Origin of the sequence: Streptomyces sp. NPDC057682, assembly GCF_042799575.1 — a bacterium.
In the GTDB taxonomy this organism is placed as follows: domain Bacteria; phylum Actinomycetota; class Actinomycetes; order Streptomycetales; family Streptomycetaceae; genus Streptomyces.
Genome location: NZ_JBHVIN010000007.1, coordinates 151585 through 178025 on the forward strand (window position 1 = coordinate 151585; position 26441 = coordinate 178025).

Consider the following 26441-nt stretch of genomic DNA (forward strand, 5'->3'; position numbering starts at 1 on the left):
CGATGGGGCCACTCTCCTTGCGGAGGGTGGCCCCTTCGGTGTGTGGCTGAGGGGGGGCGGTCAGGGCTTCTTCGCGTTGGGCAGGGCCGGCATGGTGGGCGGGCAGACGTTATTGGGGGTGTTCGGGAGACATGTCGTGCCCTGGTTCATGAAGATGCCGTTGCCCGGTCCGGAGAGGGAAGCGGTGAACAGCGGACTCAGGTCCTCCCCCGCCGTGCCACATCCAACGAAGGCAGGGATATCGACTTCTCCTTCGAGCAAACCGCCCGCAAATACGTGCGTGTACTTGGCGCCACCGTTCAGAACCACCTTGAACGATTTAGACGTCCGACAGTCAGGTCCGACATCGAGGGGGGTGCCGTTGATTTCGACATCGTGAATGCGCAGGGACTGCCGAAAGAAGGCGGTGGAGAACTTGATTTGGTTCGGAGCGAGTCCGATGTTGCCCGTGGAGATCGTGATGGGCCCGTTCTCGAACGAGACCTTTGCCGTCACCGGCTGGAATCCGAAGGTCAGAAACGTCGACTCGGCGTCCCTGAGTTTCAGATTTCCGAGGGAGTCGATCCGAAGGTAGTACCCCCCCTTCGCCGTCGGTGAGCGAGTCGCCGTGCGCTTCACCCCCAGTACGCTGATGAGCGCCGGGTTGCGTGCGGGATCGTTGATGATCATGGCCCCGTTCAGCTTGCGCACATTGGCGAGACCCACCGCGTAGGCACACCCGAACGTCCCACCCGTGGGAACGTCGAAGACCTTGACCGGATCTCCCGGCGGCGGCGGGGGTGCCTCACTCGCATCCATCTCACCTACGGGCAGGTCAACAGGGCAAGGGTTGCTGTCGTCGTCGGCCAGTGCCTCCCGGCGTTCCACCGCGATCCCGCGCTCGGTCTCCTCCTCCGGGTCCTCCGCACCGGCTGATGGCTCTGGCGTGCCGGAGGGCCCGGAAGAGGTGACGTCAGCCACCTGCGTGTTCGCGAACGATCCTGCCTGCCCGTCCCCGGGACGGCACGTCAAGGTGGTGACCGTGGGGGTGCCGCCGTCCGCGGCCGAAGTGGAGAGAAGGTCGACCGTCAACTCCCCTGCGAGAAAGGTAACTTTGCCCGCCGAGTCGAAGGTGACGTACGGAACTTCACCGGAATGGACGAGCCGCACCTCACCATCGGCAGGCAGAGGAGTGCTCGGCGCAGCGAGAGCCCAACGGGCCTCGGCCGACTTGCCGCCCTGTGTCACCTTCACGGCGAGCTCGGCCTGACTCACCACCGAATCGGTGCGTGCGGGCAGCAGACTGTCCAGGTCCGCCCGCGCCAGCGTGAGCGTCAGCGTGGCGTTCGCCGGCTGCACCGGCCGCCCGACCTCACCGGTGGCCGGCACGTCCGCCGAGATGTCGATCGTGGCAGCCACGGTCGCATCCTTCACACCGCACTCGGATGCGAAACTGGCCGGCTCCGCGCCTTCGTCTGCGGACGATCCGGTGCCGGACAAGAGGCCGGCCAGCACGGCGAGGCCGGCGACGGAGGCGACCCTGACGGAACGCCCCGCACGGGTCATGGGGATCTGGGTGTGCATATCGGGCGTGTCCTCCACGGGATGCGGTCAGTGGTCAAGTGGCGTGGCGCCGGAGATGGCCCTACGAGGGACTGATCACCGGCCACGATTCAGTCGATGACATGGTCACGAGATACGAGGCGTCGAACACGACCTCTTCGCCGTCGTTGAAGAGCCCCAGGCAACTTGCATTGGATGCGACCAGATCGCTGATGTCTCCCTGAATAACAAGCTTGCCACTGTCGTTCTCGTAGTGACCGCGAAGCAGACCTCTGACGTCCACGTCACAAGCTAGGCCGCCAAAGTGAGCAGAGAAGTCGCTGATCGTGATGTCAACCCAGTTCGCATGGGACTCACTCGGCCGAACAGCATTGATCTTCCAAGGCGTTTCGCTCATGGTCATGCTCCAATCGATGCCACCCACCCCACAGCCCGTCGAAGTGAACGCGTCGATGGCGCTGATTTCTGCACCGTCGGGGCTGACCGACTGAAACGACCCTGCCGTCACATCGGAGGCCGCGCATTCAAAGGTCCCAGCCGAAACCGACAGCGTGGGGTAGTCCGCGTGGGCGGTGTAGGGCCCGGACGGAGTCACCGCCCATGACGACACCGTTCCGGCCGAAGCCGAAGACATCGCCATGCCCACCACGACTCCAGCGGCGGTTGCAACAAGTACGACTCTGCGCACAAAGGTCCCCATGGTTGCATCTCCTCGGAAGTTGCCACGATGGCAGTCGCGCCGGCGCCCATAACGAGAAGGCCGGGCTGGCCGCGGAGAGGCTCCGCGGCCGGCCCGTACCCGTGTGCTCCTGCCGCCTTACGGCGTGGTGATGGTCGGCGACGTGCCGGTCGCGACCATCTTGACGAGGTACGAGGCGTCGAACACGGCCTCGTCACCATCGTTGATGAGCCCCAGGCAGCTGGCGTTGGAGGCGACCAGGTCCGTGGTGGGACCATAGACGTTCAGCGTGCCGGCGCTGTTGTTGTAGTCCCCGTAGACCGTCCCGGTGAAGTCCGCGGTGCAGCCGATACCCGAGATGTGGGCGGAGATGCCGCTGATGCTGCCGTCGACGTTCGACCCGTTCGGCGCGATGGCGTTGATGTACCACGGCGTCACGTTCATCGTCACGTCGAACGGAATGCCACCGACGTTGCAGTCGGTGAAGGTGATGTCGTCGATGGTGCCGATCTTGACACCATCGGCGCTCGACGGCTTGAGCGTGCCGGACGCGTCGGACGAGTCACAGACGAGCAGCGCCGCCGGGACCGACAGCGTGGGACCGTTCGCGTGAGCGGTGAAGGCGCCCGAGGGCGTCACCGTCCACGGGGAGAGGACGCCGGCGGAGGCCGACGAGACGGTCATGGCGACCGCCGCTCCGATGGAGGCGGCGACGACAGCGGCTCTACGTGCAAGGGTGTTCACGGATCCAGTTCCCTTCGAGGGGTTCGTGACCTGCTCCGGGGGGCCACTTCCGGCCGGGTCAGTGGCGCCCCCGGAGCGGGGGTCACAGGACAGGAATGCGGCAGTCCGGCCTGACGGACTGCACGACCTCTTGCGTTCGGCGATGACGCTACGGGCGGGTAATGTCGCTCCGCAACACACAGGCAGAAAGAATCTCCGTAATCGGCCCCGTCCGTGAGAAATTTGCTGCGCGGCGAGTACGGCCCTCCGGATTTTTATCCAGAAGTGAGTACTTCCGGCCGGACACGGGGGCCGGGGGTTGCTCACCCGATGACGGTACGCCCCTCAGGCCGGCCCAACACCCCACGTCACAGCCCTGCCGTACGGGTTCGGCCACCACCCGCACCCCCGCCCTCCGGCGCCCGGCCGGCCTCTTGACTTCCGCCCGGGTAGGCAGTGGAATTCACGACGCAGAGCGAGGACGACATTGTTCGGGGAATCCGGAACAGCGGCCGGAGCCACCGCCGCATTACCGGAATACGGGCCCCCGGATCAACACCGCACGAGTGGTTCGCGAGCCGTTCCCGAGCGCGGAGACCGATCGGGCAGTTGGCCGAAACCGGCCGATACGTGCCCCATACATTTCGTCTTGTCCTGCCTGTGTTCAGGGCCACATGACGTGGACTATCTTCGACAGCCGATGTCGCTACGCACCTGACGACGGATGGGAGCGCTCTCCCGTCCGCCCACCCCCCATCGGGCGCCGAAGAGCAAGGGGTAGAGGTATGCCGGGAGTTGCGCAACCCTCGGAACTGGGAGAGCCACTGGGACCGCTGCCGCAGGAGTTCGCCGCCATCGTGCGGCCCGAACTCCCCAGCCTCATCAAGGAGATCGGCCTTGAGGTCACCCGCGCCTACCCCGAGTACGCGCGACTCCTCGACGGCCCGTACGGGCAGGGCATCCGGGTCGGTGTCGAGCAGAGCATCTCGGTCTTCGTGGACCAGGTGGCCGAGCCGACCGCGCCCTCCGCGCTGCGCGACGAGATGTGCCGCAGGTTCGGCCGGTTCGAGGCCTACGAGGGCCGGAGCATGGACCAGTTGCAGGGGGCGTACCGGCTGGGCGCGCGGGTGGCACTGCGGCGGGCGAAGAAGATCGGCAGGCGCTACAACCTCTCCCCCACGATGATGCTGACGTTCGCGGACGCGCTGTTCTCCTATGTGGACGAGCTGGAGGCGCTGTCGCGGGAGGGGTATCTGGAGGTCAGGTCGGCGTCCGACGACCACACGGACACCCTGCGGCGCAGGCTGCTGCATCTGATCCTGGCGGGGCGGCCGGTGCCCCGGGTGGCCATCGCGGAACTCTGCGAGCAGACGGGATGGACGCTGCCGGACGAGGTGACGCTCGTCGCCGTGCGGCCGTCCCCCGATCTGGACCGGCTGGCGATCGACCGGGACGTCCTGGTGGACTTCACCGATCCGCAGCCGCATTTACTGATCCCGGGCCCCTTCGACGACATGCGAAGACGCATGCTGGAGCACGCGCTTCCCGGGGTCCGCGCGGCCGTCGGCCTGACGGTCCCCGCCTCCCTGGCGTCGGACTCGATCCGCTGGGCCCGGCGGGTACTGGAACTGGTGGACGCCGGCGTCATCGACGACGCGCCGGCCATCCTCTGCGAGGACCACCTCATCACCCTGTGGCTGCTCTCCGACCCGGTCCTGCTCGACCAGCTCGCACGCCGCGAACTCGCCCCGATGGCGAACATCAGCGTCAACCGGCGCGAACGGCTCATCGAAACGCTGCGGATCTGGCTCGACACCCGCGGCACCGCGGCCCAGATGGGCGAGCTGCTCGACGTCCACCCCCAGACCGTCCGCTACCGGATGCGCAATCTGGAATCGATCTTCGGCGATCAACTGGTCGATCCGGAGGCGCGGTTCTCGACGGAGACCGTGCTCCGCGCCATGCAGCTGCGCGCCCGCAGCAACGACGCACCCATCTGAACAGCGCGACGCGGCCTCGATCCGACGAACAGCTCACGCGAAGTCAACCTACTTGCTGGTAAGGGGAAATAGCCGGTCATTCCCAAACGGTTGCCACACGGAGACGTTCTCAACGAGAAACACGGAACTGCGTCCCGTTATATGGAGAGGAGTCGGCCGCCCACCCGGCGGCCCGGCGCCCGACCTTCTGGCCACCATCGAGAGGGAACCCCCCATGACCGCCTCACATCTGCTCGTCCCCGTCCCGATCCCGGACAGCGTCGCCGCACTGATCGGCTCCTGTGTGCCGGCCCGGATCCTGGAGGCGGAGTTCGACGCGGAGTGCGCGGCGCGCGAGGTCCGCCGGTTCCGCGGCCCGCGGCTCGGCATCGAGGACCAGGCCGACCGGGAGCAGGCCCTCGCCGAGCTGGCCCGCGCCAACAAGGTGCTGGCCGCGCACGACCCGCGGCTGATGGTGCGGCCGGGCGACGCCTGGTAGCCCCCTCGCACTCTCCCTCACCCGGCGAACCCCGTCGCCTTGCGGAGGCGGCGCCCTGCCCTTACCTTACTCAAAAGTAAGTTTACTCCGGAGTAAGGAACTGGCGTGGCCGACAACAGCAGCGGCAACCTCACCGACGAACTGGCCGCCCTCGACTTCGCGGCCGTCTCCCCGCCGGAGTTCGCGCGGATCGTGAAGGGACTGTCCGCCAAGCAGCTCGGCGAGGTCATGCACGGCGAGCTGCGCACCCGGGTGCTCGGCGAGGTCTTCGCCCGGATGAAGCAGCAGTTCCGCCCCGAGGCAGCCGGCACGCTCACGGCGCTCATCCGCTGGAAGATCACCGGTGACAGCGACGTGGTCTACGAGACCGCGATCGCGGACGGCCGCTGCACCGTCAGCGAGGGCCGCTCGGACGCCGAGCCGCGTACGACGCTGATCATGGCGGACACCGAGTTCCTGAAGCTGGTCTCGGGCAACGGCAACCCCATCACCATGTTCATGATGCGCAAGCTGAAGGTGGCCGGCGATGTCGGCCTGGCCTCGGGCCTCACCCGCTACTTCGACATCCCGAAGGCGTGAGCCGATGAGCTACTTCTCCCTCGCCCTCACCGAGGAGCAGCAGGACCTGCGCGACTGGGTGCACGGCTTCGCCGCCGAGGTGGTGCGCCCGGCCGCCGCCGAATGGGACGCCCGCGAGGAGACGCCCTGGCCGGTCATCCGGGAGGCCGCCCGGATCGGGCTCTACGGCTTCGAGTCGCTGGCCGACATGTACGGCGACCCCTCGGGGCTCTCCCTCCAGATAGCCAACGAGGAGCTGTTCTGGGGCGACGCCGGCATCGGCATGGCCCTGTTCGGCACCTCGCTCGCCGTCGCCGGGATCTTCGCCTCCGGGACCCCCGACCAGCTCGCCGAGTGGGTGCCGCAGTGCTACGGCGACGCGGACGACCCCAAGGTCGCCGCGTTCTGCGTCTCCGAACCGCAGGCCGGCTCCGACGTCTCCGCCATGGCCACCCGGGCCCGCTACGACGAGGCCAAGGACGAATGGGTGCTCAACGGCCAGAAGGCGTGGATCACCAACGGCGGGATCGCCGAGGTCCATGTGGTCGTCGCCTCGGTCGATCCGGCGCTCGGCGCGCGCGGGCAGGCCGCGTTCATCGTGCCGCCCGGCACCAAGGGCCTCGAAGCGGGCCGCACCGTCAAGAAGCTGGGGCTGCGCGCCTCGCACACGGCGGACCTCTTCCTCGACGACGTACGGGTCCCCGGGCACTGCCTGCTCGGCGGCAAGGAGAAGCTGGACGCCCGGTTCGCCCGCGCCCGCGAGGGCTCCACCGCCAAGGGGCAGGCCGCGATGGCGACCTTCGAGGTCAGCCGCCCCACCGTCGGCGCCCAGGCGCTGGGCATCGCCCGCGCCGCGTACGAATACGCGCTGGAGTACGCCGGGACCCGCGAGGCGTTCGGCCGGCCGATCATCGAGAACCAGTCGATCGCCTTCGCCCTGGCCGATCTGCGGACCGAGATCGAGGCCGTACGGCTGCTGATCTGGCAGGCCGCGTGGATGGCCCGCAACGACCGGACCTTCGACGCCGGACAGGGCTCCATGTCCAAGCTCCGCGCGGGCGAACTCGCGGTGGCCGCCACGGAGAAGGCCGTCCAGATCCTGGGCGGCGCGGGATACAGCAGGGAGCACCCGGTGGAGCGGATGTACCGGGACGCCAAGATCTACACGATCTTCGAGGGGACCAGCGAGATCCAGCGCCTGGTCATCGCGCGGGCGATCTCGGGACGCCACATCCGCTGACCGGGGCGGCGCACCCGTACGGACGCCGTCCTCGCGCGTCTCCCGGACCGCGCGCCCCGCGCGGGTGCATGCTCGTGCGGTGAGCGGGCGGCCGGTGCACGGGGGCCACCGGCCACACGGCCCGTCCGGGTGCCCCCGCCACCGGGAGACCGCATGCTCCGGACCACCGTCCTGACCGCCCTGGCGCTCGCCGCCTCGCTCCTCACCGCCGCCCCCGCCTCGGCAGCCCCGGCCCCGGCCGGGTGGGAGCCCGCGCCGACGGCCCCCTTCGACGCACCGGCCGGCACCCGCTGCGACGCCCCCGTTCACGGCGAACCGCTCGTGGACGAGGTCGTCCAGAAGGTGCTCGCCACCCACCCCGACGGTTCCCCGTCCGAGATCGCCTACAAGGGGGCCCTGCTCATCCGGGTCACCAACACCCGTACCGGCGCGTACACCGACGTGGACGCCGGGGGCAGCGCGCTCGTCGACCACCGCACCGACGGCTCGCAGCGCTGGCACGCGGTCGGGCCCGTCCTCCTCGGCGTCGGCGCGCACCAGGGCAACCTGCCGCGCGGGGAGTACCGGGTGGACGGGGTGTACACGCTGGACATCGCCGCCGACGGCTACCGCACCCTGCGCATGCACCACGGGTCCGTGGACGACGTCTGCGCCCTCATCGAATGACCACCCCTGCGCGAACCGGCGGCGGGCCGGGCGGGACAATGCCGGGACCTCGACCGCCCCCGCCGCCGAACCCCTGGAGAGCCATGCCCGCCGGTCCGCGCCCGTCCGTCCTGTTCGTCACCGACCTCGCCTACGAGGCGCGCGGGCGCCGCTACTGCGACGAGGACATCGCGCTCACCGCGCGGCTGCGGGAGGACGTCGACCTCGCGCTGTGCCATCCGCGCGACGCGGCGGCCCTGATGGACGGCTTCGACGGCGTCGTCGTCCGCAACAGCGGTCCGGTGCTGCACTACCAGGAGGCGTACGACGCCTTCCGGGCACGCGCCCTGGAGCGCGGCACCCGGGTCTACAACCCGCTGACCGGGCGGGGCGACATGGCGGGCAAGCAGTACCTGGTGGATCTGAGCCGGGCCGGGTACCCGGTGATACCGACCGTGGACCGGGCGGCGGACCTGGGGCTGCTGCCGGAGGCCGCGGGCTATGTGGTCAAGCCGAAGCTGGGCGCGGACTCCGTCGGGCTGCGCTTCACGGACACCCCCGTACTGGAGCCCGGCACGGACGGCACGCTGCTGGTCCAACCCCGGATCGACTTCCGCTACGAGGTGTCCTTCTACTTCGTCGACCACGACTTCCAGTACGCGCTGCACGCGCCGCACCCGGACCGGCGGTGGGTGCTGGAGCCGTACGAGGCGAGCCCCGCCGACCTGGACTTCGCCCGCGCGTTCATCGAGTGGAACACCCTCGACCACGGCATCCAGCGGGTCGACGCCTGCCGCACCGCCTCCGGCGAGCTGCTGCTCGTCGAGCTGGAGGACCTGAATCCGTACCTCTCGCTGGACCGGGTGGCACCGGAGACGCGGGAGGCGTTCGCGGCCCGGATGACGGTCTCGCTGAGGGAACTGCTGGGCTGACACGTCCGGTCGCCTCCCGCATGCGGGTGACAGGGGGCGGTGTGAAGGTGCAAGGGTGACCACTGCCAGCGAGACCGCCCCCGCCGCGCGGAGTGCCGCCGCGCCGCCCGTGCTCGATCCGCGCCGTCGCAACATCGTCTTCGCCACGATCGTGCTGGGCATCCTGCTGGCCGCCCTGGACCAGACGATCGTGGGCACCGCGCTGCCGACGATCGTCTCGGACCTGGGCGGCGCCGCCCATATGTCGTGGGTGGTGACCGCGTATCTGCTGGCGGAGACGGTCGCGACGGTCCTGGTCGGCAAGTTCGGCGACATGTTCGGCCGGAAGGTCATCTTCCAGCTCTCCGCGGTCATCTTCATCACCGGTTCGTTCCTCTGCGGTCTCGCGACCAACATGACGCTGCTGATCGTCTGGCGCGGTCTCCAGGGCATCGGGGCGGGCGGGCTCATGGTCACCTCGATGGCGCTGATCGCCGATGTCATCCCGCTGCGCGACCGGGGCAAGTACCAGGGCGCGATCGGCGCGGTCTTCGGTGTGTCCACGGTCGTCGGACCGCTGCTCGGCGGGCTGTTCACCGACCATCTGAGCTGGCGCTGGGCGTTCTACGTCAATGTGCCGATCGCCATCCTGGTGGTCATCGCCGCCGCCCGCACCATCCCGGCGGTGAAGGCTGCGGGCCGCCCCGTCATCGACTACCTGGGCATCGCCATGGTCACCGTCGGGGCGAGCGCGCTGATCCTGGCGACGAGCTGGGGCGGCAACGAGTACGCCTGGGGCTCCGGCGTCATCATCGGCCTGTTCGTCCTCGGCCTGGCCGCCCTGGCCGCCTTCTGCCTGGTGGAGTTCCGGGCGAAGGAACCGATGCTGCCGATGCGGCTCTTCCGCAATCCGGTCTTCACGGTGTGCTCGATCCTCAGCTTCATCGTGGGCTTCGCGATGCTCGGCGCGATGATCTTCCTGCCGACGTACCTCCAGTACGTGGACGGCGACTCGGCGACGCTCTCGGGCGTCCGGACGCTGCCGATGGTCGTCGGTCTGCTGGCCGCCTCCATCTTCAGCGGCAACGTGGTCAGCAAGACCGGCCGCTACCGGGTCTTCCCCATCGTCGGCTCCCTGGTCATGGCGCTCGGCCTGTTCCTGCTCTCCCGGATGGGCCCGGACAGCGGGGTCTGGCTGGAGTCGCTGTACATGCTGGTGCTGGGCCTCGGCATCGGCCTGTCCATGCAGGTGCTGACGATCGCCGTGCAGAACACGGTCGACTACGCGGACCTGGGCACCGCGACCTCGGGCGTGACCTTCTTCCGTACGCTCGGCAGCTCCTTCGGCACCGCCGTGTTCGGCACGATCTACGCCAACGCGCTCGGCCCGCACCTCAGGGACGGCATCGCCGAGGCGGTACGGGCGGGCGGCGACCCGGCGGTCCTGGCGAAGGCCTCGCAGAGCCCGGAGGGGCTGCACAACCTGCCCGACGCGCAGTCCGCGCCGCTGGCCCAGGCCTACGCCGACACCCTGCACACCGTGTTCCTGTGGACGGTGCCGGTCGCGCTGATCGGCTTCCTGGTGGCGCTCTTCCTCAAGGAGGTGAAGCTGCGGGACACGGTCCGGGCCGGCTCCACGGACATGGGCGAGGGCTTCGCATCCCCCAGCGCGGGCGACTCCGCCCGGCTGCTGGAGTTCTCCGTGGCGAAGGTGCTGCGCCGGGTGGACCCGGACACCGCGCGCCGGATCGTCGCCTCCTCCGACACCCGGCTCGACATGGCGGGGGCCTGGGCGGTCATGCAGGTGGAGCTGTTCACCCGGATGGTCGGCCATGCCGGGCTGCGGCTGATCGCCACCCGGCACCGGATCCCGCCGGAGGTCCTGGTCCCGGTCTTCGACCGGATGATCGAGGAGGGGTATCTGACCGGGGACGGCCATCTGTTCACCCACACCGAGGCGGGCCGCCGGGAGGCCGCGACGATCACGGACGCCTGGGCGTCCTGGCTCAACGACCAGCTCGGCGACGACGACATCGGCCGCCCCGACCACGACCGGCTGCGGGCCGCCGTCGATGTGATCGCCAAGCGGCTGCTGGCGGAGGACCTGGCGCAGGAACTGGCCCCGGTCACCCCGGCCGGGGCGCCCGCCTGACGGGCGGACGGGACCGCTCCCGGCCCCGGTCTCAGCCGGCGAAGACGGCCGTCTCGTAGACCCAGGCGCCCTCGTACCGCACGAAGCGGCTCTTCTCGTACAGCGCGTCCGCCTGCCCGCCGGCCGTGAACCGCGCCCGGAACGTGACGGTCCCGGTGGTGTGGAAGGCGGTGCCCTGCGTCGTCTCCAGGATCTCCAGCCCCTCCCAGCGCTGCTCCGGGTCCAGGTCGAGGACGGCCGGGCGGTGGTCCGGATGCCAGGTGCGCAGCAGATATCCGGTGTCGCGGACGACGAAGGCGCAGTAGCGGGAGCGCATCAGCGCCTCGCAGGTGGGCGCGGGCGCGCCCGCGTGGAACCGTCCGCAGCACTCCGCGTACGAGGACGGCAGCCCGCAGGGGCACGGTGAGGCGGCCGTGATCCGGGGAGCGGGAGGGGCTGCGGGCCTGCGGGGGCGTGCGGTGCGTCGGGACATGCGTCCATTGTCCCCGGTACGGGCCGCTCCCCCGCCGCCGGGCCGGTCAGCGCTTGCGGGCCACGCCCGCGTACCCCGGGATCGGCTCGTCGCCCGGCACCTCGACGACCTCGCCCAGCTCCGGGTGCCAGTCGGCGGAGAGCGAGACCCCGGGCTCGACCAGGTCGAGGCCCTCGAAGAACGCGGAGAACTCGGCCCGGCTGCGCGGGCGCAGCGCCATCCCGCGCGCCCGGTACAGCTCGACCGCCTGGGCCGCGCCCGCCGGGTCGAAGTCGCCGGTGGTCTGCGACAGGACGAGGTAGCTGCCGGGGGCGAGCTGGTCGACCAGCCGGCCGACCAGCTCCGCGGCGCCGTCCTCGTCGTCGATGAAGTGCAGCAGGGCCAGCATCGACAGGGCGATCGGCCGGTCGAAGTCGAGGACCCGGCCGGCCGCCTCCAGGATCGTGCCGGGCTCGCGCGCGTCGGCCTGGATGTACTCGGTGGCGCCCTCGGGGGTGGAGCGCAGCAGGGCCGCCGCGTGGGCCAGGACGATCGGGTCGTTGTCGCAGTAGACGACGCGGGATTCCGGCGCGGTGCGCTGGGCGATCTGGTGGAGGTTGGGTTCGGTCGGTATGCCGGTGCCGATGTCGAGGAACTGGCGGATGCCGTCCTCGGCGAGCCAGCGGGTGGCCCGGTGCATGAACGCCCGGTTGACCCGGGCCATGTCGCGGCCCCGGGAGTCCAGGGCGAGCAACTGCCGGGCCATCTGCTCGTCGACCGGGTAGTTGTCCTTGCCGCCGAGGAACCAGTCGTACATCCGCGCGGGATGCGGCTTGCTGGTGTCGATCTCGACGGGGGGCTCGTGCCCGGTCATGGCGCGCTCCTTGGATCGGTGGTCGGCGTACGGCTGGGTGGAGAACGCGCGAACCGTGCGCGCACCGCCCGTCAGGTCAGGAGGAAGTCGGCCTGTCCGGCCTTGGCTCCCTGGATAAAGGCGGCGATCTCACGGTGGGAGTAGATGAGGGCGGGTCCGTCGGGGTCGGCGGACTGGCGCATCGCGATCCGTCCGTCGGAGAGCTTCATCGCCTCGACGCAGTTGCCGCCGTTGCCACCGCTCCACGGCTTGTACCAGCCCTCGTCGCCGAGGTCGGCGGCCGGCATGCCGTTGTATATGGGTGTCATTCACAGCTCCTTGCGGAAGTCCCGGAGGATTTCCTTCGTGCGTTGTGCAGTCGCGGCCTGGGCCGCCATGCGGTCCATGACCTCCAGGTACGAGGCCACCTCGGGGCGGGCGTCGAAGTAGACCGCCCCGGTCAGGTACTCGCTGTAGACCATGTCCGGCAGTTCCGGGACGGCGAACCGGAACAGTACGAACGGGCCGTAGGTACCGGGGTGGTGCCCGGTGGAGAACTCCGCGATCTGGAGCGTCACATGAGGCAGCTCGGTGGCTTCGAGCAGCTTGTCGGCCTGGGCGCGCATGGCCTGCGGGCTGCCCACGGGGCGGCGCAGCACCGTCTCGTCCATCACGACCCAGAGCCTGGGGGCGTCCGGCCGGGTGAGCAGGGACTGCCGCTGCATGCGCAGCGCCACATGGCGTTCGATGTCCTCGGGCCTGGTCTGGCCGACCGCCCCGGTGCGCATGACGGAACGCGCGTAGTCCTCGGTCTGGAGCAGTCCGGGGACGAAGTGCGGCTCGTACATGCGCAGCAGGCTGGCGGCGCCCTCCAGGCTGACGTACATGCTGAACCAGTCGGGCAGCACATCGTGGTAACGCTGCCACCAGCCGGGCTTGTTGGCCTCCTCGGCGAGGTCGACGAAGGCGTCGGTCTCGTCCTCGGAGATCCCGTAGGCCCTCAGCAGCGCCTGGACGTAGGGGATCCTGAGCGCGACCTCGGCGGTCTCCATCCTGCGGACCGTCGCGGGGGCGACGCGCAGCACCTTGGCGGCCTGGTCGCGGCTCAGGCCGGCGCGGACCCGCAGTTCCTGCAGGCGCTTTCCGAGAACGACCTGGCCCACGGTCGGGGCGGACCGCGGTTCGCTCACTTCAGACCTCCCCATGCGCTGTTTGGCAGCAGTGTGCCATGCGCCCGCCACCAAGAACACAGCCACTCTGGAATTTTCAGAGTGCCCCTTGCCAAGTGTTCACGACAGGGGGAGAGTTGGGGAGTGAACCAGTTCACTCGTCATGCCCCGCCCTTTTCAGGAAGATCGCGAAGCGTGACACAGCCCCCACTGTGAGGAATCGGTCGTGGCACCTGGCAGTGCGCTCATCCCCCGGCTCATGGACCTCAGCCCCGGGACCGAAGCGCTCCGGTACTGCTTCGCGCTGCCCGCGCACCCCGAGTCGGTCGCCGGTGCCCGACGTCTGACCCGCGCCCGGCTGGACGCCTGGCGGCTGGACGGCGACACGCACGAGGCCGCAGTCCTCATCGTGTCCGAGCTGGTCACCAACGCGGTGGTGCACACCGCGAGCGATCGCGTCGTGTGCGAGCTGCACCGCCTCCACCGGGGGCTGCGCATCGCCGTACAGGACCAAGGACACCAGCCCGGCGGCCCGCGGTTGTCCGCGGGCGGCGACGACGAGCACGGACGCGGTCTGCTGCTCGTGGACGCGCTGTGCAGCGCCTGGGGGTCCCGCGACGCCCGGGGCGGCTCGGGCCGCATCGTCTGGGCGGAACTGCCGCACGGCTCGGAGCACTCATGCTGAAGAACGCCATGTCCCATCTGCTCGGCACCCGGCGCACCCAGAAGACCGGGGGCCCGTCGGGCCCCGGCAGGGTCCGGCTGCCGGTTCCGGACACCCTCTCGGCCAGCCTGGGCTGCGACGCGGTCGGGGTGCCCGCGCGCTACGGCTTCCGGCTGATGTCCCATCTGCCGCGCACCGGCTGTGTCTTCGCCGACGCGGACCAGTGGTGGTGGATCGTCCCGGCCGGATCCGACCAGGACCTCGACTGGCCCGCGCAGACCGCGTACGCCCGGGGCGCCTGCGTCCCCGCGGTGCGTCCCCGGCTGATCCACCAGCCCGACAGCCGGACGCCCTACACCCCGCCCATCCCGCTGTACCTGATGGTCTGCCAGGTGACCGGGGTGGCACCGTCCTGGACCCCCTCGGGCGGGCGCCGGGTCGTCCCGACGCCCTGAGCGTTCCGGTTACCGCCCGCGCAGATAGGCGAGCGCGGGGTGTGCCTCGGTGTAGCCGTCCACCAGCCGGCGGGCGACCGAGACCGAGTCGACCAGCGGGTGCAGGGCGAAGGCCTTGACCGCGTCGGCCCGGGAACCGCTCTCCGCCGCGTCGAGCACCGCCCGTTCCACCCCCTTCACCGCCGTGACCAGCCCGACGGCGTGGTACGGGAGCGGGTCGGCGGCCAGCGGGTGGGCGCCGTTCGCGTCGACCAGGCACGGCGCCTCGATCACCGCGTCCGCGTCCAGGGCGGCGAGGGTGGTGCGGTTGCGGACGTTGAGGATCAGCGAGGTCCGCTCGTCCCGGGCGACGGCCCGCATGAGGGCGAGCGCGACCTGCTCGTAGCCCCCGGAGTCCATCCCGCTGTCGTCGCGCTCACCGGCCCCGGCCGCGTCCCGGTTCTCCGCCATGTACGTGGCGTCGCGCTCGGCACGGGTGCGGTCCCAGGTCGCCAGGGCGGGGGTGGCCGGGTCCTTCATCAGACCGTAGAAGCCCTCCTGCTGGTCGCGCAGGAAGGCGCCCCGGGTCCGCTCCGCCTCCTGGTAGGCACGGACCGCCTCGCGGTTGAAGTAGTAGTAGTGCAGGTACTCGTTGGGGACCGCGCCCAGGGAGCGCAGCCAGTCGGCGCCGAAGAGCCGGCCCTCCTCGAAGGTGCCGAGCAACTCCGGGTCGGCCAGCAGCCGGGGCAGCAGATCCCGCCCCTCGACGTGCAGTCCGCGCACCCAGCCCAGATGGTTGAGGCCGATGTAGTCGATCCGGGCGCGGGCCGGATCGGCGCCCAGGGCGAGCGCGATGCGCCGGCCGAGGCCCACGGGCGAGTCGCAGATCCCGATGACGCGGTCGCCCAGATGCCGGGACATCGCCTCGGTGACCAGGCCCGCGGGGTTGGTGAAGTTGATGACCCAGGCCTCCGGGGCCAGCAGGGCGATCCTGCGGGCCAGTTCGACCGCGACGGGCACGGTGCGCAGCCCGTAGGCGATGCCGCCCGCGCCGACCGTCTCCTGGCCCAGCACACCCAGGTCCAGCGCGACCCGTTCGTCGGCCGCCCGGCCCGCCAGACCGCCGACCCGGATCGCGGAGAAGACGAAGTCGGCCCCGCGCAGCGCCTCGTCGAGATCGGTGGTGGCGACGAGAGCGGGCGCGTCCGCGATGCCCTCGGCCTGTTCGGCGAGGACCCGGGCCACGGCGGCCAGCCGGCCGGCGTCCGTGTCGTAGAGGGTGACGGCCGTGACCCGGCCCTCGGCATGGTCGGCGAGCAGCGCCCCGTACACCAGGGGAACCCGGAATCCGCCGCCGCCCAGAATGGTGAGCTTCACGCTTCCGCATGGTACGTGGGACGGGCGGGACGAGAGGTGACGCGACGGGCCCGGGGCGGCGGGTTCTCGGCCCGCCCTCCCCGGGCCCGTTCGGCGGAACCGGTCAGGAGCCGGTCCACCAGCGGGTGACGACGCGCCAGAGCCGCGCCGGGGCGCCGGGCCTGCGCTGCTGCGGGATCAGGCCGGTGGCGGAGCCGTCGGCGGAACCGTCGGCGGTGACGGTGACACCGGCGGGGGCGGTGACCGCGCCGGCCTCGGCCGGGTCGGGGACGGGCGTGGCACGGCCCGGGGTCGGCGGCTGATGGCGCACCGCGGACTGCACCTCCCAGTCCTGGCGGACGGACTGGGACGGCTTGCCCATGGAGGGCGGTTCCCGGTCGTCCTGCGGGGCGCGCGCGCCGAACTCGGCCGGGAGCTCCATGAGATGACGGCTCATGATGTTGCCGACCCAGCGCAGCTCGCGCTCGTCGACGGCGAGTTCGAGGTCGGGCAGGCGCATCAGCAGGGCCTCGATCCCCACGTCCGCGATGGCCCGCCCGATGTCCTGCCCGGGGCACTCGTGGGGGCCGCCGCTGAAGGCCAGATGGGCGCGGTTGCCGTCCATGTTGGCGTCGAGGTCGGGTCGGACGACCGGGTCGGTGTTGGCCGGGGCGATGCCGACGATCAGGGCGTCGCCCGCCTTGATGCGCTGGCCGCCCAGTTCGGTGTCGCCGACGGCCCAGCGGCCGAAGACGGCGGTGAACGGCGGTTCGTCCCAGAGCGTCTGCTCCACGGCCTCGGGGACCGTCATGTGGCCGCCGCTGAGCCGGGCCCGGAACCGGGGGTCGGTGAGGACCATGCGCAGCACGTTGGCGATCAGGTTGGCGGTGGCCTCGTAGGAGGCGATCAGGATGAGCCGCAGATGCTCCGCGACCTCCTGGTCGGTCATGGCGGCCGGGTGCTCGACGAGCCAGGTGGCGAAGTCGTCGGCGGGTTCACGCCGGCGGCGTTCGACGAGGCGGTTGAGCGCGGCCAGCACATAGGCGTTGCTCTGGACGGCGGTGGCGGTGCCCCGGGTCATGTCGCGGGCGGCCTGCACCATGCGGTCGTCGTACTCCTCGGGCATGCCGAGGATCGCGCACATCACCATCATCGGCAGCCGCTCGGCGAAGTCCGCGACCAGGTCGGTGCGGCCCTTCCGGCAGAAGTCGTTGACGAGGCGGTTGCTGTACCGGTTGATGTGGCGGCGTACGCCGCGGGTGTCGATCCGGTTCATGGAGTCGGTGACGGCACCGCGCTGACGCTCGTGGGTGGCGCCGTCGGCGAAGACGCAGATCGGCTGCCAGGTGAAGATCGGCGCCAGCGGGTGGTCCGGGGCCACGCTGCCGTCCTGCAGCGCCCGCCAGCGGCGGGAGTCGCGGGAGAACTGCGAGGGCGTCCGGGTGACATGCAGGTTCTCGCTGTGCCCGAGGACCAGCCAGGCCGGCACGTCGCCGTGGAGGAGGACGGGGGCGACCGGTCCGTGCTCGGCGCGCAGCTTGTCGTACAGACCGTGCGGGTCGCGCTCGGCCTCCGGGCCGTAGAACCGGCGCAGTCCGCCGGGGCCGACGCCCATGTCGTGGGCCGGGCACCCGGGGGGCGGCAAGGGGCCCGAGGCCTCGCCGGGCTCGTAGTGGAAGGGGGTTGTCACAATCGCTCCAGGGATGGGACTGCCGGGTCAGAACGGATGGGGGTGCGCGGTGGGGGCACGCGCACCGGGGGCTGGGATCAGCCGAGGGGGACGGCCAGGCTGTGCAGATAACGCATCAGGGTCATCAGCACATCGCGGCTGGAGGTGCGCAGCCGGGCGTCGCAGTCGACCATCGGAACCTCGTCCGGCAGGTCGAGTGCGGCGCGCAGCGCCTCCACGGGGTGCTTCGGAGCGCCGGGGAAGGTGTTGATCGCGACGACGAACGGGACGCCGCGCTCCTCCAGCCGTCCGATGACGTCGAAACTGACTTCGAGCCGACGGGTGTCGACGAGGACGACGGCGCCGAGCGCGCCCTCGAAGAGCCCGTTCCAGAGGAACCAGAACCTCTCCTGTCCGGGGGTGCCGAACAGATAGAGGATCAGTTCCTCGCTGATGCTGATCCGGCCGAAGTCCATGGCGACAGTGGTGGCGGTCTTGGTCTCCACCCCGTAGTTGTCGTCGACGCCGACCCCGGCCTGGGTCATCGTCTCCTCGGTGGTGAGCGGCCGGATCTCGCTGACCGAGCCGACCATGGTCGTCTTGCCGACCCCGAACCCTCCGACGATCACGACCTTCACCGCGGCGGTGGCCGTGGTGGGCAGGACGTCCTCGCTGCGGGGGCCCGTGATCGTGTCAGAGTTTCTGAAGTCCATGCATCACCGCTTCGAGGAGGGACCTGTCCGGGAGGGTCGCGCGGACGATCGGCGCGCGCGATTCGATCAGTTCCGTGGCGAGGAGTTCGGTGAGGAGCGAGGTCACCACGCTGAAGGGCAGACCGAGGTAGGCGGAGATCTCCGCGACGGATAACGGGGCCTGGCAGAGCCGCAGGATCACGGCCTGTTCGGGCTGGACCGTCGGGCTCGGCTGCGCCTTGGCCACCACCATCGTGACCAGGTCGAGCGCGGCCCGCTCGCTGCCGTCGGGATCGCCGGTGATGACGTACAGCCGTTCCGGATCGCTCAGTGCCGGGTCGGCCTTGCGGCGCTCTCGTCGGGGAGCGCTCATCCGGTCTGCCCGTCGTGCCGGGGCGGGCTCGTGAGATGGCCGCCGATGCGGACGACCATGTCGCGCATCCGCGCGCCGACGAGCCCGGCGTCGACCGTCTCCCCGGCGAGCACCGCGAGGTACGCCCCGGCCCCGGCGGCCATCAGATAGAAGAAGCCGCCGGTGACCTCGATGACGACGAGCCGCATCCGGCCGTCGCTGTACGGGATCTCCGAGGCGACGGCGGCGGCCAGGCTCTGCAGCCCGGCGCAGGCCGCCGCCAGCCGGTCGGCGACGTCGGGGTCGCCGCCGTGCTGGGCGATGCGCAGCCCGTCCGCGGAGAGGACCACGATCTGGTGGACGTCCGGGACGTCGTCGGCGAGCTCCTTGAGCATCCAGTCCATGTTGCCCCGCTGCTGGATCACTTCAGGTCTCCCTTGTCCCACGCATCGTCAGAGTCTTCGTCCGCCTTGGGCTCCTGGGGCACTCCGTTGGCGGCCTTGGTGAACGCCTCCAGCCAGATTCCGGGCGGCGGCTCCTTGGCGCCGTCCTGGCCGTTGCTCCGTCCGTGGCCGTTGGTGCGTCCGGCGCCGGAGTCCGTGGCCTGGGCGGGGAGGTTGTGCGATCCGAGCGGTGCGCGGCCGCGGCTGCGGCGCTGCGGCAGGCCGCCGGCGGTCCACTCCGTGACGACGGGCACGTCGTCCTCCATGGCGACGGCCGGGGTGGCCGGGGCTGCGGGGCGGGGGTCGGACGCGACCGGTCCGGTGGCGGGCCGGGTGACGGCGGGACGCGGCTTGCGGTGGGTGCTGCGGGCCGGGACGACGTGCTTGATGTCCGCGAGGTCGATGTCGCTGGTGGGCCGCGAGGTGGCACCGATGCCGTGGGCGATGCCGGGCGCAGGGCCGGTGGTGATCATGGAGCGGGGCACGATGAGCACCGCGCGGACACCGCCGTACGCGGACTGGCGCAGCGAGACCTGGAGGTCGTACATGCGCGCCAGCCGGCCGACGACGGCCATGCCGAGGCGCGGGGACTCGCCGAGGTCGTTCATGCTGGAGCCGGCCTGGGCGCGGGCGAGCATGTTCTCGGCGCGGGCGCGGGCCTCCTCGCTGAGGCTGACGCCGCCGTCCTCGATCTCGATGGCGATGCCGGTCTGGACCTCGACCGCGGTGACGTGGACGCGGGTCTGCGGGGGCGAGTAGCGCGTCGCGTTGTCGAGGAGTTCGGCGCAGGCGTGGATGAGCGGTTCGACCGCGGTGCCGATGATGGCGACCTTGGCGATCGAGTGCAGATCGACGCGCGGGTACTCCAGGATGCGCGACATCGCGCCGCGCAGCACGCTGAACAGCGGGACGGGCTTGGGCCACTGGCGGCTGGGCCGGGCACCGCCGAGGACGGCGATGGAGTCGGCGAGCCGGCCGATCAGCGCGGTGCCGTGGTCGATGCGGAGCAGGTCGTCGAAGACGTCGGGGTTGCGCCCGTGGTGCTCCTCCATCTCCCGCAGTTCACTGGCCTGGCGGTGGACGATCGCCTGGACGCGGCGGGCGACGTTGACGAAGGCGCGCTGCGCGGAGTCACGCGTGGCCTCCTCGTTGTCGATGATGTCCAGCACCGTGTAGACGAGCGAGCGCTGGGCGTCCGGGAGATGGCGGTAGACCGGGTCGCCGTCCACGACGTCGCGCAGCACCTCGTCCGGCGAGTTGCCCACGCGCAGCCGGTGGATCGCGGACGGCAGCAGCTCCTTGCTGATGCGCACGGTCTCTTCGTCGTGGGTGGCGATGCGCCGCTCCAGCGCGGTGACGCGCTGTTCGTAGTGGGCGCGCTGCCGACGGATGGTCCGTGCCCGGCGGGCGAGCCGGTAGCTGAGCACGGCGACCACGGCGGCGGTGACGGCACCGCACACGGCGACCGGTATGCGGGCGGGCCCGGCAACCAGCGCCATGGCGGCGGCGGTTGCTCCGGCCACCGTGACCACGGGCAGCAACAGGGCACGGACGACGGGTGTTCCCCCGTCGGTCGGCGGTGATTCAACACGAGCCATCTAGAACCTCTGGCGGTTGATTCGGGAAGAAAACATGAAGTACGGCGGCATACGGTGCGTGCAGACGCATAGGGAACAAGCACTCGACTTTCGTGCCAACTCGACTTCACTGCGCGTGAGCTTAGTCAGATCGAAACAGTGCTTCGGCACATTCACCCAACCCCCTGCGCGAGGCAGCGCGCGGTAATACACTCACGAGTTTTTGCACGGACCGCCAACGCGCGTGCGCGGGGAGTGACGGGGAACGGTGATGTGGAGAAATCACCCGGGAGAGTTCCGCTGAGCGGGACATGGGATGGTCAACTCGCTTGGGGAGTACGGTGATACGGCATGTATCCGACGCCCGTGCGACCGCTGCCGTCCCGCAGCACGGGACGAGCGCACATGTGATCGAAGCGGATCGAAAGGAACAGAATCCTGTCCACCGCAGGGGTGGCAGGGGGCGTCCGGGACGGGAAGGGGAACACATATCTCATGGGTCGGGCACGGGACTACACGATCGAATCGCTGGACACCGGGCTCCGGATGATGCGTCTGTTCCTCACGCACGACGCACTGACCGTGACGGAGGCGGCCGGGCTCCTGGCCGTCGGCCGCTCCACCGCGCACCGGGTGCTGAGCACGCTGGAGGGACGGGACTTCGTGGTCCGCGACGCCTCGGCGCGGGGCTACCGCCCCGGTCCGGAGCTGGTGCGGCTGGGCCGTCCGGCCGGCTTCGACCCGGCCGTGCGGGAGCGGGCCGGCGCCGTGCTCGACGACGCGGTGCGGCGGACCGGCGAGACCGTGCAGAGCGTCGCCCTGCTCGGCGACCGGATCGTGGTCACCGATGCCCGGGAGTCCGGCCATCCCGTACGGGTGGCGCCCGAGCCCGGCGGTACGCGCCCGGCGCACGCCACGGCGGGCGGAAAACTCCTGCTCTCCCGGATGACCGTCGAACAGATCTGCGCCCTGTATCCGTCGGAACGGCTGGAGGCGGTGACGCCCCGCACCCTCACCTCGCGGTCGGCGCTGCTCGACGAACTCGCCGAGGTGCGGGAACGGGGCCACGCCTTCGGCCGGGGCGAGGCGGTCGACGGCGTGTACGCGGTCGCCGTCCCGCTGACCGGCGCCGCCTGGCGCGACCGGCTGGCACTGACGGCGTGCGCTCCGGCGCACCGGGGCGGCGACGGCGAACTGGCCCGCCGGGCCGAGCAACTGCGGCGGTCCCGCGCGGCGGAGGGGCCGGGGCCGGACGGGGCCGAGGAGGTACCGGCCCCGGGGCTCAGCGGCGGGCGCCGCCGATACGGCCCTCCAGCTGGACCAGCAGTTCGCTGAGCTGGGCGCTGAGCCGCTCACGGGTCCCGGCGTCCAGCCCGGCCAGCACCGCGCGTTCGTAGGCGAGCTGCCGGGGCAGCAGTCCGTCGACCAGGGCGCGCCCCTCCTCGGTGAGGTGGACATGGGCGACCCGGCGGTCGCGGGCGTCGCCCCGGCGGTCGACCAGACCGCGCTCCTGGAGGACCCGCAGCCGTTTGGTGACGGCGGCGCCCGAGGAGAAGGTCTCCCGGGCCAGTTCCCCGGGGGTCAGCGCGCGGTCGGTCCGCCGTACGGCGCCGAGCAGGTCGAATTCGGCGCGGGTCAGACCGGCCTCGCGCAGCGGTGCGTCCTCGGCCTGCTGGAGCAGGGCGGAACAGCGGTTGATGCGGCCGATGAGCTCCATCGGGCCGGTGTCGAGTTCCGGATTGACGGCCTGCCACTGCCGTACCACCGAGGCGACGATGTCGTCGGTCACATCGCTCCGTTCTCCTGGGCCGGGGCCGTGGACCCGTGCCGGTTCGCTGTAGCCGCGAGCGTACGGTGTCCGGCCCGCTCGGCGGCGAGCACCGCTTCCCCGGGCAGGGCGCGCTGCCACCATTCGCCGGAGGCGGTGTCGTCCGCCTCGCGCAGTTCGACGAGGGAGCCGGTGAGCCGGCGGCGGGCGGCGTCCAGCGCGGCGGGTCCGGCGGTGGGCTCGGCGAGGGTGCGGACGGCGTGGGCGCGGGCGCGCTCGGTGGCGGCCAGGGCCTGTTCGACGCGTCCGCCGGCGCGCCGGTTGGTGACCAGGGCCGCGGCGAGGAAGCCGACGGCGGCGCCGATCACGGTGTCCAGGACCCGGTCGCCGATGAGTTCACCGGCCGGGTGGCTTCCGGCGTACTCCAGGACGAGGAGCGCCATCGGGGTGACGGCGATGGAGCCGAGCCAGTAGTTGCGGGTGATCAGGGCCTCGGCGGCGAAGCTGAAGAAGAGGCAGAAGGCGATCAGGACCAGCGGGTCGAGGCGGGTGAGCGGGAGCACCGCGGCGAAGACGAGGACGCCGATCAGATTGCCGAGGGTGCGCTGGAGCGTGCGGTTCCAGGACAGTGTGAGGTTGGCCTGGTAGAGGGAGGCGGCGGTCACGATGGCCCAGTAGGGGCGGCCGACCCCGACGGCCGAGCAGATGTATCCGGCCAGGGCGCAGCCGATGAGGGTGCGGGCGGCGACCGGCAGGAGCGGGGAGCCGGGCGCGAGGCGGCGGAGCAGGGCGCGCGGGGAGCCTGCGCGGGCGGCGCGTTCGGCGTCGAGGCCGAAGAGTTCCTGGGCGGTGCGGGGGGCCGGTTCGGGGGTGGGGACGGGGCCGCGGGCACGGGTGCGCCGGGCCCAGTCGCGCAGGCGCGCCGCGTCGGCGGCGCCCCGGTCCGCGGTGCGGTCGCCGTCGAACAGGCCGGTCTCGGCGTGGACGACGAGGCGCTCCAGGGCGCGGCGGACCGGGGTGGGCCGGCCGGCCGCGAGGAGGGTCTGCCAGGCGGCGTGCACGGCGAGGACGGCGGCGCGGCGGGTGCGGTGGCCGGGGGCCTCGGCGTACGCGGCGGCGGCGTTCAGGGCGCGGGCGGTGGCGCGGCGCTCGGGCCCTTCCCGGCGGGCCAGGGCGGGGGCGACGGTCACCAGCCAGGAGACGGCGCCCGCGGCGAGGGTGAGGGCGAGGTGGGCGGGGACCTGGCCGAGGCGCTGTGGGGCGAACAGCGCGGCGGAGCTGACGAAGGTGAAGATCACGGGTCCGGGCGGGCCGACGCGGGTGGCGTCGCAGAGCAGTTTCTGCCCGGCGGCGAGGAGCGCGCCGACCGCGATCAGCACGGCGGTCGACCCGGTCAGCGAGGCGGTGACGAGGGAGACGGCCAGCCCGGCGATCATGCCGAGGACGACGCCGACGACCGTCCGGGCGCGGCGCGCGTAGGGCAGGTTGTGCCCGTACAGCGCGCAGAGCGAGCCCGCCATCGTGTACATCACGAGGTCGAGGCGGTCCAGGGAGTAGAGCACCAGGTTGGGGACGGCGGTGGCGACCACCACGCTGGTCGCGGGCTTGAACCACATGTCCGAGGGGCGGGCCAGGCGCAGCGGCGCCACCAGCGGGACGCGTCGGACGGAGGGCTGCCGGGACCGGGTAGATGTATCACTCACCCATACACCTTAACAGGTATTACACCTGTAAAACATCTGGGTGGAGGTGCCCCGGTGCTCCCCGCACACACGACCGCCCGCATCCCGGCTCATCGGCGGGGACGCGGGCGGTCGCGTACGGAATAGGGGCCGCGGGCTCACCCGAGGCCGCGGGAGTCCTGCTTCAGGGCGGTGTCGACGGTCAGCGCGGTCGCCACCACGAGGCTCAGCAGCGGCTCGGGGAGCTGGTAGTGGATCTGGAGGACGTAGTTGTCCGCCGTGGTGAACAGCGTCTTCGCGAGGCCTTCCCAGGTCTTGGTGATCCGGGCGATCTCCGCGTCGTTGTGGTCGACGATCGCGAAGTTCCAGGCCCGCCAGTTCTCGGCCTTGATCGCGCCGACCTGGCGACCGTCGGCCATCATCGCGAAATTGATCTTCCCGATGGCGTTCTGCTGGACGATCTCGCCGACCGGCTGCCCGTCCGGGCGCTGCACGATGACCTTGGACTTGATGAACTTGGCCGGGCGGGTCAGCAGGAGCTGCGGCTGCCCGTAGGCGTCACGGATCTCCAGCCGGTGCGTCAGGAACTGGTCGACGCTCGTAAGGAAGCGGAGCACCTTGCGCAGCGCGCTCTGACCGACCTCGACGACCGAGCCGATGGTGTTGCCCTGCTGGTCGAAGACGCTGTACTCGTTCGTGACCTCGATCAGCTTGGCCTTCTGGTTGACCACCAGGACCTGCTGGTTGAAGAGCGAACCGGCACCGGGGACGCCGCCCTGCTGCTGCGGAACGCCCTGCTGCGGCATCGCGTGCTGCTGCTGGGCGGGCGCCTGCTGCTGGGGGTACTGCTGCGCGGCCGCCTGCGGCTGATGCTGCTGCGGCACCTGGGCCGGGGCCTGCGGCTGGGCGGTCTGCGGCTGGGCGGTCTGCGCCGGAGCCTGGGCCTGACCGCCGGCCGGGTTGGTGTGCTCGGTCCACTGGGAGCCGTCCCAGTAGCGCAGCAGCTGGGGCGCGCCGTGCGGATCCGGATACCAGCCCGCAGATACGTTCGAGTGCGTGGTCACCGGGGCACACTATCCCGCCCGGCCGAAACGTGAACCCCCCGTCCGGCGATCCACAGGTTCCCCGGCCCGCCCTCACCCTGATTGAAACTTCACACACCACGTATCATGCGCGGGTGACCTGGCTGAGCGAACGCACCGAGCGACGGCGGCACGCCCGCGCGTCCGCGCTGCTCGGCTGGGCGTTCGCCCTCGTCGCCCTGCTCATGTGCTGCTCGCTCGACGCGGAGCACCCCGCCCCCACCGCCGAGCACGGCCGGTTCGCCCCCGCGTCCGTCTGGGCCGTTCCCCCGGTGCACGGCGACGCCGTGGACATCGTGGTGATCGACGCCCCGCGCGAGCGGGGTCCGGGCAGTTCGTGCAGCGGGACGGCCGAGCACTCGGCCCCGGTCGTGCTGCCCGTCCAGCCCTCCCCCGTGGCCCTGCCCACCGCAGCCGTCCCGCTCGTCCCGGCACCGCTCACCGGGGCCTCGGCCATCCGCGGACCGTCGAACGACGCCGTCGGCGACGTCGACCGCTTCTCCCTCCAGGTGCAACGGATCTAGGACCGTCCCCGGGCAGGACCGCGCTCCCCTCCGGGACCGCGCCCGCCCGTACGACCGCGGCGCCTCCCCCTCCGTCCGGGAACCGCTGCCGCATGTCCGCGTCCCGTCCGTGTCACCGAATCCGAGGAACCCCATGGCTTCCGCCAAGAACCAGAACTCCGCCTCCGCCGCCCGCCGCGCCAAGCTGGAGGAGGCGCGGCGCCAGGAGCGCGCCCGTGAGCGCCGCAGCCGCGTCCTCACCATCGCCGCCGCCGTCGTCGTCGTGGCCGGCCTCGTCGTCGGGGGCGGCTATCTGATGAACGCCGCCGACGAGCAGGACAAGGCCGAGACGGCCGCCAAGGCCTCGCCGGTCGAGGGCGAGAAGAGCTGGGACAAGCTCACCCAGAACCATGTCGAGAAGAAGGTCGACTACCCGATGAACCCGCCGGTGGGCGGCGACCACAACCCGGTCTGGATGAACTGCGACGCCGATGTGTACAGCAAGGAGATACCGAATGAGAACGCCGTCCACTCCCTGGAGCACGGCGCCGTCTGGGTCACGTACACGAGCAAGGCGGACGCGGACGATGTGAAGGCACTGGAGAAGAAGGTGTCGGCGACCTCGTACTCGCTGATGAGCCCGCTGGAGGACCAGGGATCCCCGCTGATGCTCAGCGCCTGGGGCAAGCAGCTGGCCGTGAAGAGCGCCTCCGACCCCCGGGTCGCGCAGTTCTTCACGAAGTACGTCCAGGGCGCGCAGACCCCCGAGCCGGGCGCCGCCTGCACAGGCGGGATCGCTCAGTGACGGCCGACGACCG

Annotated in this window: 28 protein-coding genes; 12 read left to right on the forward strand and 16 right to left on the reverse strand. The window is 71.1% G+C overall.

The window, feature by feature from the left end:
• Positions 1–60: 60 nt before the first annotated feature.
• From ACFVDM_RS14935 to ACFVDM_RS14945, 3 genes are all read right to left on the reverse strand, one after another.
• On the reverse strand, positions 61–1563 hold the full coding sequence (locus tag ACFVDM_RS14935) for a DUF6801 domain-containing protein (protein ID WP_383638430.1): 1503 nt from the start codon (positions 1561–1563) through the stop codon (positions 61–63).
• A 61-nt stretch (positions 1564–1624) separates the two neighbouring features.
• Positions 1625–2242 carry a hypothetical protein gene (locus ACFVDM_RS14940; RefSeq protein ID WP_383638433.1) on the reverse strand — a complete coding sequence of 206 codons (618 nt, stop codon included), beginning with the start codon at positions 2240–2242 and terminating at the stop codon, positions 1625–1627.
• Positions 2243–2359: 117 nt separating this feature from the next.
• Entirely contained in the window at positions 2360–2965 is a 606-nt protein-coding gene (locus ACFVDM_RS14945; RefSeq protein WP_383638436.1) for a hypothetical protein, read from the reverse strand.
• A 764-nt stretch (positions 2966–3729) separates the two neighbouring features.
• Here ACFVDM_RS14945 and ACFVDM_RS14950 point away from each other — a divergent pair.
• The 7 genes from ACFVDM_RS14950 (at position 3730) to ACFVDM_RS14980 (ending at position 10928) form a co-directional block, all read left to right on the forward strand.
• Positions 3730–4944 carry a helix-turn-helix domain-containing protein gene (locus ACFVDM_RS14950; protein ID WP_383638439.1) on the forward strand — a complete coding sequence of 405 codons (1215 nt, stop codon included), beginning with the start codon at positions 3730–3732 and terminating at the stop codon, positions 4942–4944.
• A gap of 214 nt (positions 4945–5158) precedes the next feature.
• A complete protein-coding gene (locus ACFVDM_RS14955; protein WP_383638442.1) occupies positions 5159–5422 on the forward strand; it encodes a hypothetical protein in 264 nt (87 codons plus the stop codon).
• A 105-nt stretch (positions 5423–5527) separates the two neighbouring features.
• Positions 5528–6001 (forward strand): SCP2 sterol-binding domain-containing protein, encoded by a 474-nt coding sequence (locus ACFVDM_RS14960; protein ID WP_383638445.1) that lies wholly within the window; start codon positions 5528–5530, stop codon positions 5999–6001.
• 4 nt (positions 6002–6005) lie between these two features.
• The gene (locus ACFVDM_RS14965; protein WP_383638448.1) at positions 6006–7220 is read left to right on the forward strand and encodes an acyl-CoA dehydrogenase family protein; all 1215 of its coding nucleotides are present in this window, start codon (positions 6006–6008) and stop codon (positions 7218–7220) included.
• A 153-nt stretch (positions 7221–7373) separates the two neighbouring features.
• Positions 7374–7886 carry a hypothetical protein gene (locus tag ACFVDM_RS14970; RefSeq protein WP_383638451.1) on the forward strand — a complete coding sequence of 171 codons (513 nt, stop codon included), beginning with the start codon at positions 7374–7376 and terminating at the stop codon, positions 7884–7886.
• Between the two features lie 83 nt (positions 7887–7969).
• A complete protein-coding gene (locus tag ACFVDM_RS14975; protein WP_383638454.1) occupies positions 7970–8797 on the forward strand; it encodes a hypothetical protein in 828 nt (275 codons plus the stop codon).
• Positions 8798–8852: 55 nt separating this feature from the next.
• A complete protein-coding gene (locus ACFVDM_RS14980) occupies positions 8853–10928 on the forward strand; it encodes an MDR family MFS transporter (RefSeq protein WP_383638457.1) in 2076 nt (691 codons plus the stop codon).
• Positions 10929–10959: 31 nt separating this feature from the next.
• Here the strand turns inward: ACFVDM_RS14980 and ACFVDM_RS14985 are convergent, their stop codons facing one another.
• From ACFVDM_RS14985 to ACFVDM_RS15000, 4 genes are all read right to left on the reverse strand, one after another.
• Positions 10960–11400, reverse strand: a complete 441-nt coding sequence (locus tag ACFVDM_RS14985; protein WP_383638460.1) for a YchJ family protein — start codon at positions 11398–11400, stop codon at positions 10960–10962.
• A 46-nt stretch (positions 11401–11446) separates the two neighbouring features.
• Positions 11447–12253, reverse strand: a complete 807-nt coding sequence (locus ACFVDM_RS14990) for an SAM-dependent methyltransferase (RefSeq protein WP_383638463.1) — start codon at positions 12251–12253, stop codon at positions 11447–11449.
• A 71-nt stretch (positions 12254–12324) separates the two neighbouring features.
• Positions 12325–12561 (reverse strand): DUF397 domain-containing protein, encoded by a 237-nt coding sequence (locus ACFVDM_RS14995; RefSeq protein ID WP_383638467.1) that lies wholly within the window; start codon positions 12559–12561, stop codon positions 12325–12327.
• Positions 12562–13422, reverse strand: a complete 861-nt coding sequence (locus ACFVDM_RS15000) for a helix-turn-helix domain-containing protein (RefSeq protein WP_383638470.1) — start codon at positions 13420–13422, stop codon at positions 12562–12564. It abuts the gene before it with no gap.
• 205 nt (positions 13423–13627) lie between these two features.
• On the opposite strand from ACFVDM_RS15000, the gene ACFVDM_RS15005 reads away from it, so the two are divergent.
• Both ACFVDM_RS15005 and ACFVDM_RS15010 read left to right on the forward strand, forming a co-directional pair.
• Positions 13628–14086, forward strand: a complete 459-nt coding sequence (locus ACFVDM_RS15005) for an ATP-binding protein (protein ID WP_383638472.1) — start codon at positions 13628–13630, stop codon at positions 14084–14086.
• A complete protein-coding gene (locus ACFVDM_RS15010) occupies positions 14080–14520 on the forward strand; it encodes a hypothetical protein (RefSeq protein WP_383638475.1) in 441 nt (146 codons plus the stop codon). The genes ACFVDM_RS15005 and ACFVDM_RS15010 overlap by 7 nt, the downstream gene beginning before the upstream one ends.
• 9 nt (positions 14521–14529) lie before the next feature.
• Here the strand turns inward: ACFVDM_RS15010 and ACFVDM_RS15015 are convergent, their stop codons facing one another.
• From ACFVDM_RS15015 to ACFVDM_RS15040, 6 genes are all read right to left on the reverse strand, one after another.
• Complete coding sequence (locus tag ACFVDM_RS15015; protein WP_383638478.1) at positions 14530–15876, reverse strand: 6-phospho-beta-glucosidase; 1347 nt, start codon at positions 15874–15876, stop codon at positions 14530–14532.
• 103 nt (positions 15877–15979) lie between these two features.
• Positions 15980–17545, reverse strand: a complete 1566-nt coding sequence (locus ACFVDM_RS15020; protein WP_383638481.1) for a cytochrome P450 — start codon at positions 17543–17545, stop codon at positions 15980–15982.
• A gap of 77 nt (positions 17546–17622) precedes the next feature.
• A complete protein-coding gene (locus ACFVDM_RS15025) occupies positions 17623–18237 on the reverse strand; it encodes an ATP/GTP-binding protein (protein WP_383638484.1) in 615 nt (204 codons plus the stop codon).
• Positions 18218–18589, reverse strand: coding sequence for a DUF742 domain-containing protein (locus ACFVDM_RS15030; protein ID WP_383638487.1), 372 nt, complete (start codon positions 18587–18589; stop codon positions 18218–18220). Before ACFVDM_RS15030 ends, ACFVDM_RS15025 begins: the two co-directional genes overlap by 20 nt.
• Positions 18586–18993 (reverse strand): roadblock/LC7 domain-containing protein, encoded by a 408-nt coding sequence (locus tag ACFVDM_RS15035; protein WP_383638490.1) that lies wholly within the window; start codon positions 18991–18993, stop codon positions 18586–18588. Before ACFVDM_RS15035 ends, ACFVDM_RS15030 begins: the two co-directional genes overlap by 4 nt.
• Positions 18990–20609 carry a sensor histidine kinase gene (locus ACFVDM_RS15040; RefSeq protein WP_383638494.1) on the reverse strand — a complete coding sequence of 540 codons (1620 nt, stop codon included), beginning with the start codon at positions 20607–20609 and terminating at the stop codon, positions 18990–18992. The genes ACFVDM_RS15035 and ACFVDM_RS15040 overlap by 4 nt, the downstream gene beginning before the upstream one ends.
• Positions 20610–21083: 474 nt before the next feature.
• On the opposite strand from ACFVDM_RS15040, the gene ACFVDM_RS15045 reads away from it, so the two are divergent.
• A complete protein-coding gene (locus tag ACFVDM_RS15045) occupies positions 21084–21923 on the forward strand; it encodes an IclR family transcriptional regulator (RefSeq protein ID WP_383638497.1) in 840 nt (279 codons plus the stop codon).
• Here ACFVDM_RS15045 and ACFVDM_RS15050 read toward each other — a convergent pair.
• The 3 genes from ACFVDM_RS15050 to ACFVDM_RS15060 form a co-directional block, all read right to left on the reverse strand.
• Positions 21871–22377 (reverse strand): MarR family winged helix-turn-helix transcriptional regulator, encoded by a 507-nt coding sequence (locus ACFVDM_RS15050; RefSeq protein ID WP_383638500.1) that lies wholly within the window; start codon positions 22375–22377, stop codon positions 21871–21873. The two genes, ACFVDM_RS15045 and ACFVDM_RS15050, sit on opposite strands and share 53 nt — an antisense overlap.
• Positions 22374–24059: an FUSC family protein gene (locus tag ACFVDM_RS15055; protein ID WP_383638503.1), complete on the reverse strand. Its 1686-nt coding sequence runs from the start codon at positions 24057–24059 to the stop codon at positions 22374–22376. Before ACFVDM_RS15055 ends, ACFVDM_RS15050 begins: the two co-directional genes overlap by 4 nt.
• 137 nt (positions 24060–24196) lie before the next feature.
• On the reverse strand, positions 24197–25102 hold the full coding sequence (locus tag ACFVDM_RS15060; RefSeq protein ID WP_383638506.1) for a phospholipid scramblase-related protein: 906 nt from the start codon (positions 25100–25102) through the stop codon (positions 24197–24199).
• A gap of 113 nt (positions 25103–25215) precedes the next feature.
• On the opposite strand from ACFVDM_RS15060, the gene ACFVDM_RS15065 reads away from it, so the two are divergent.
• Positions 25216–25644 carry a hypothetical protein gene (locus ACFVDM_RS15065; RefSeq protein ID WP_383638509.1) on the forward strand — a complete coding sequence of 143 codons (429 nt, stop codon included), beginning with the start codon at positions 25216–25218 and terminating at the stop codon, positions 25642–25644.
• 133 nt (positions 25645–25777) lie between these two features.
• Complete coding sequence (locus ACFVDM_RS15070; RefSeq protein ID WP_383638512.1) at positions 25778–26428, forward strand: DUF3105 domain-containing protein; 651 nt, start codon at positions 25778–25780, stop codon at positions 26426–26428.
• Positions 26429–26441: the final 13 nt, after the last annotated feature.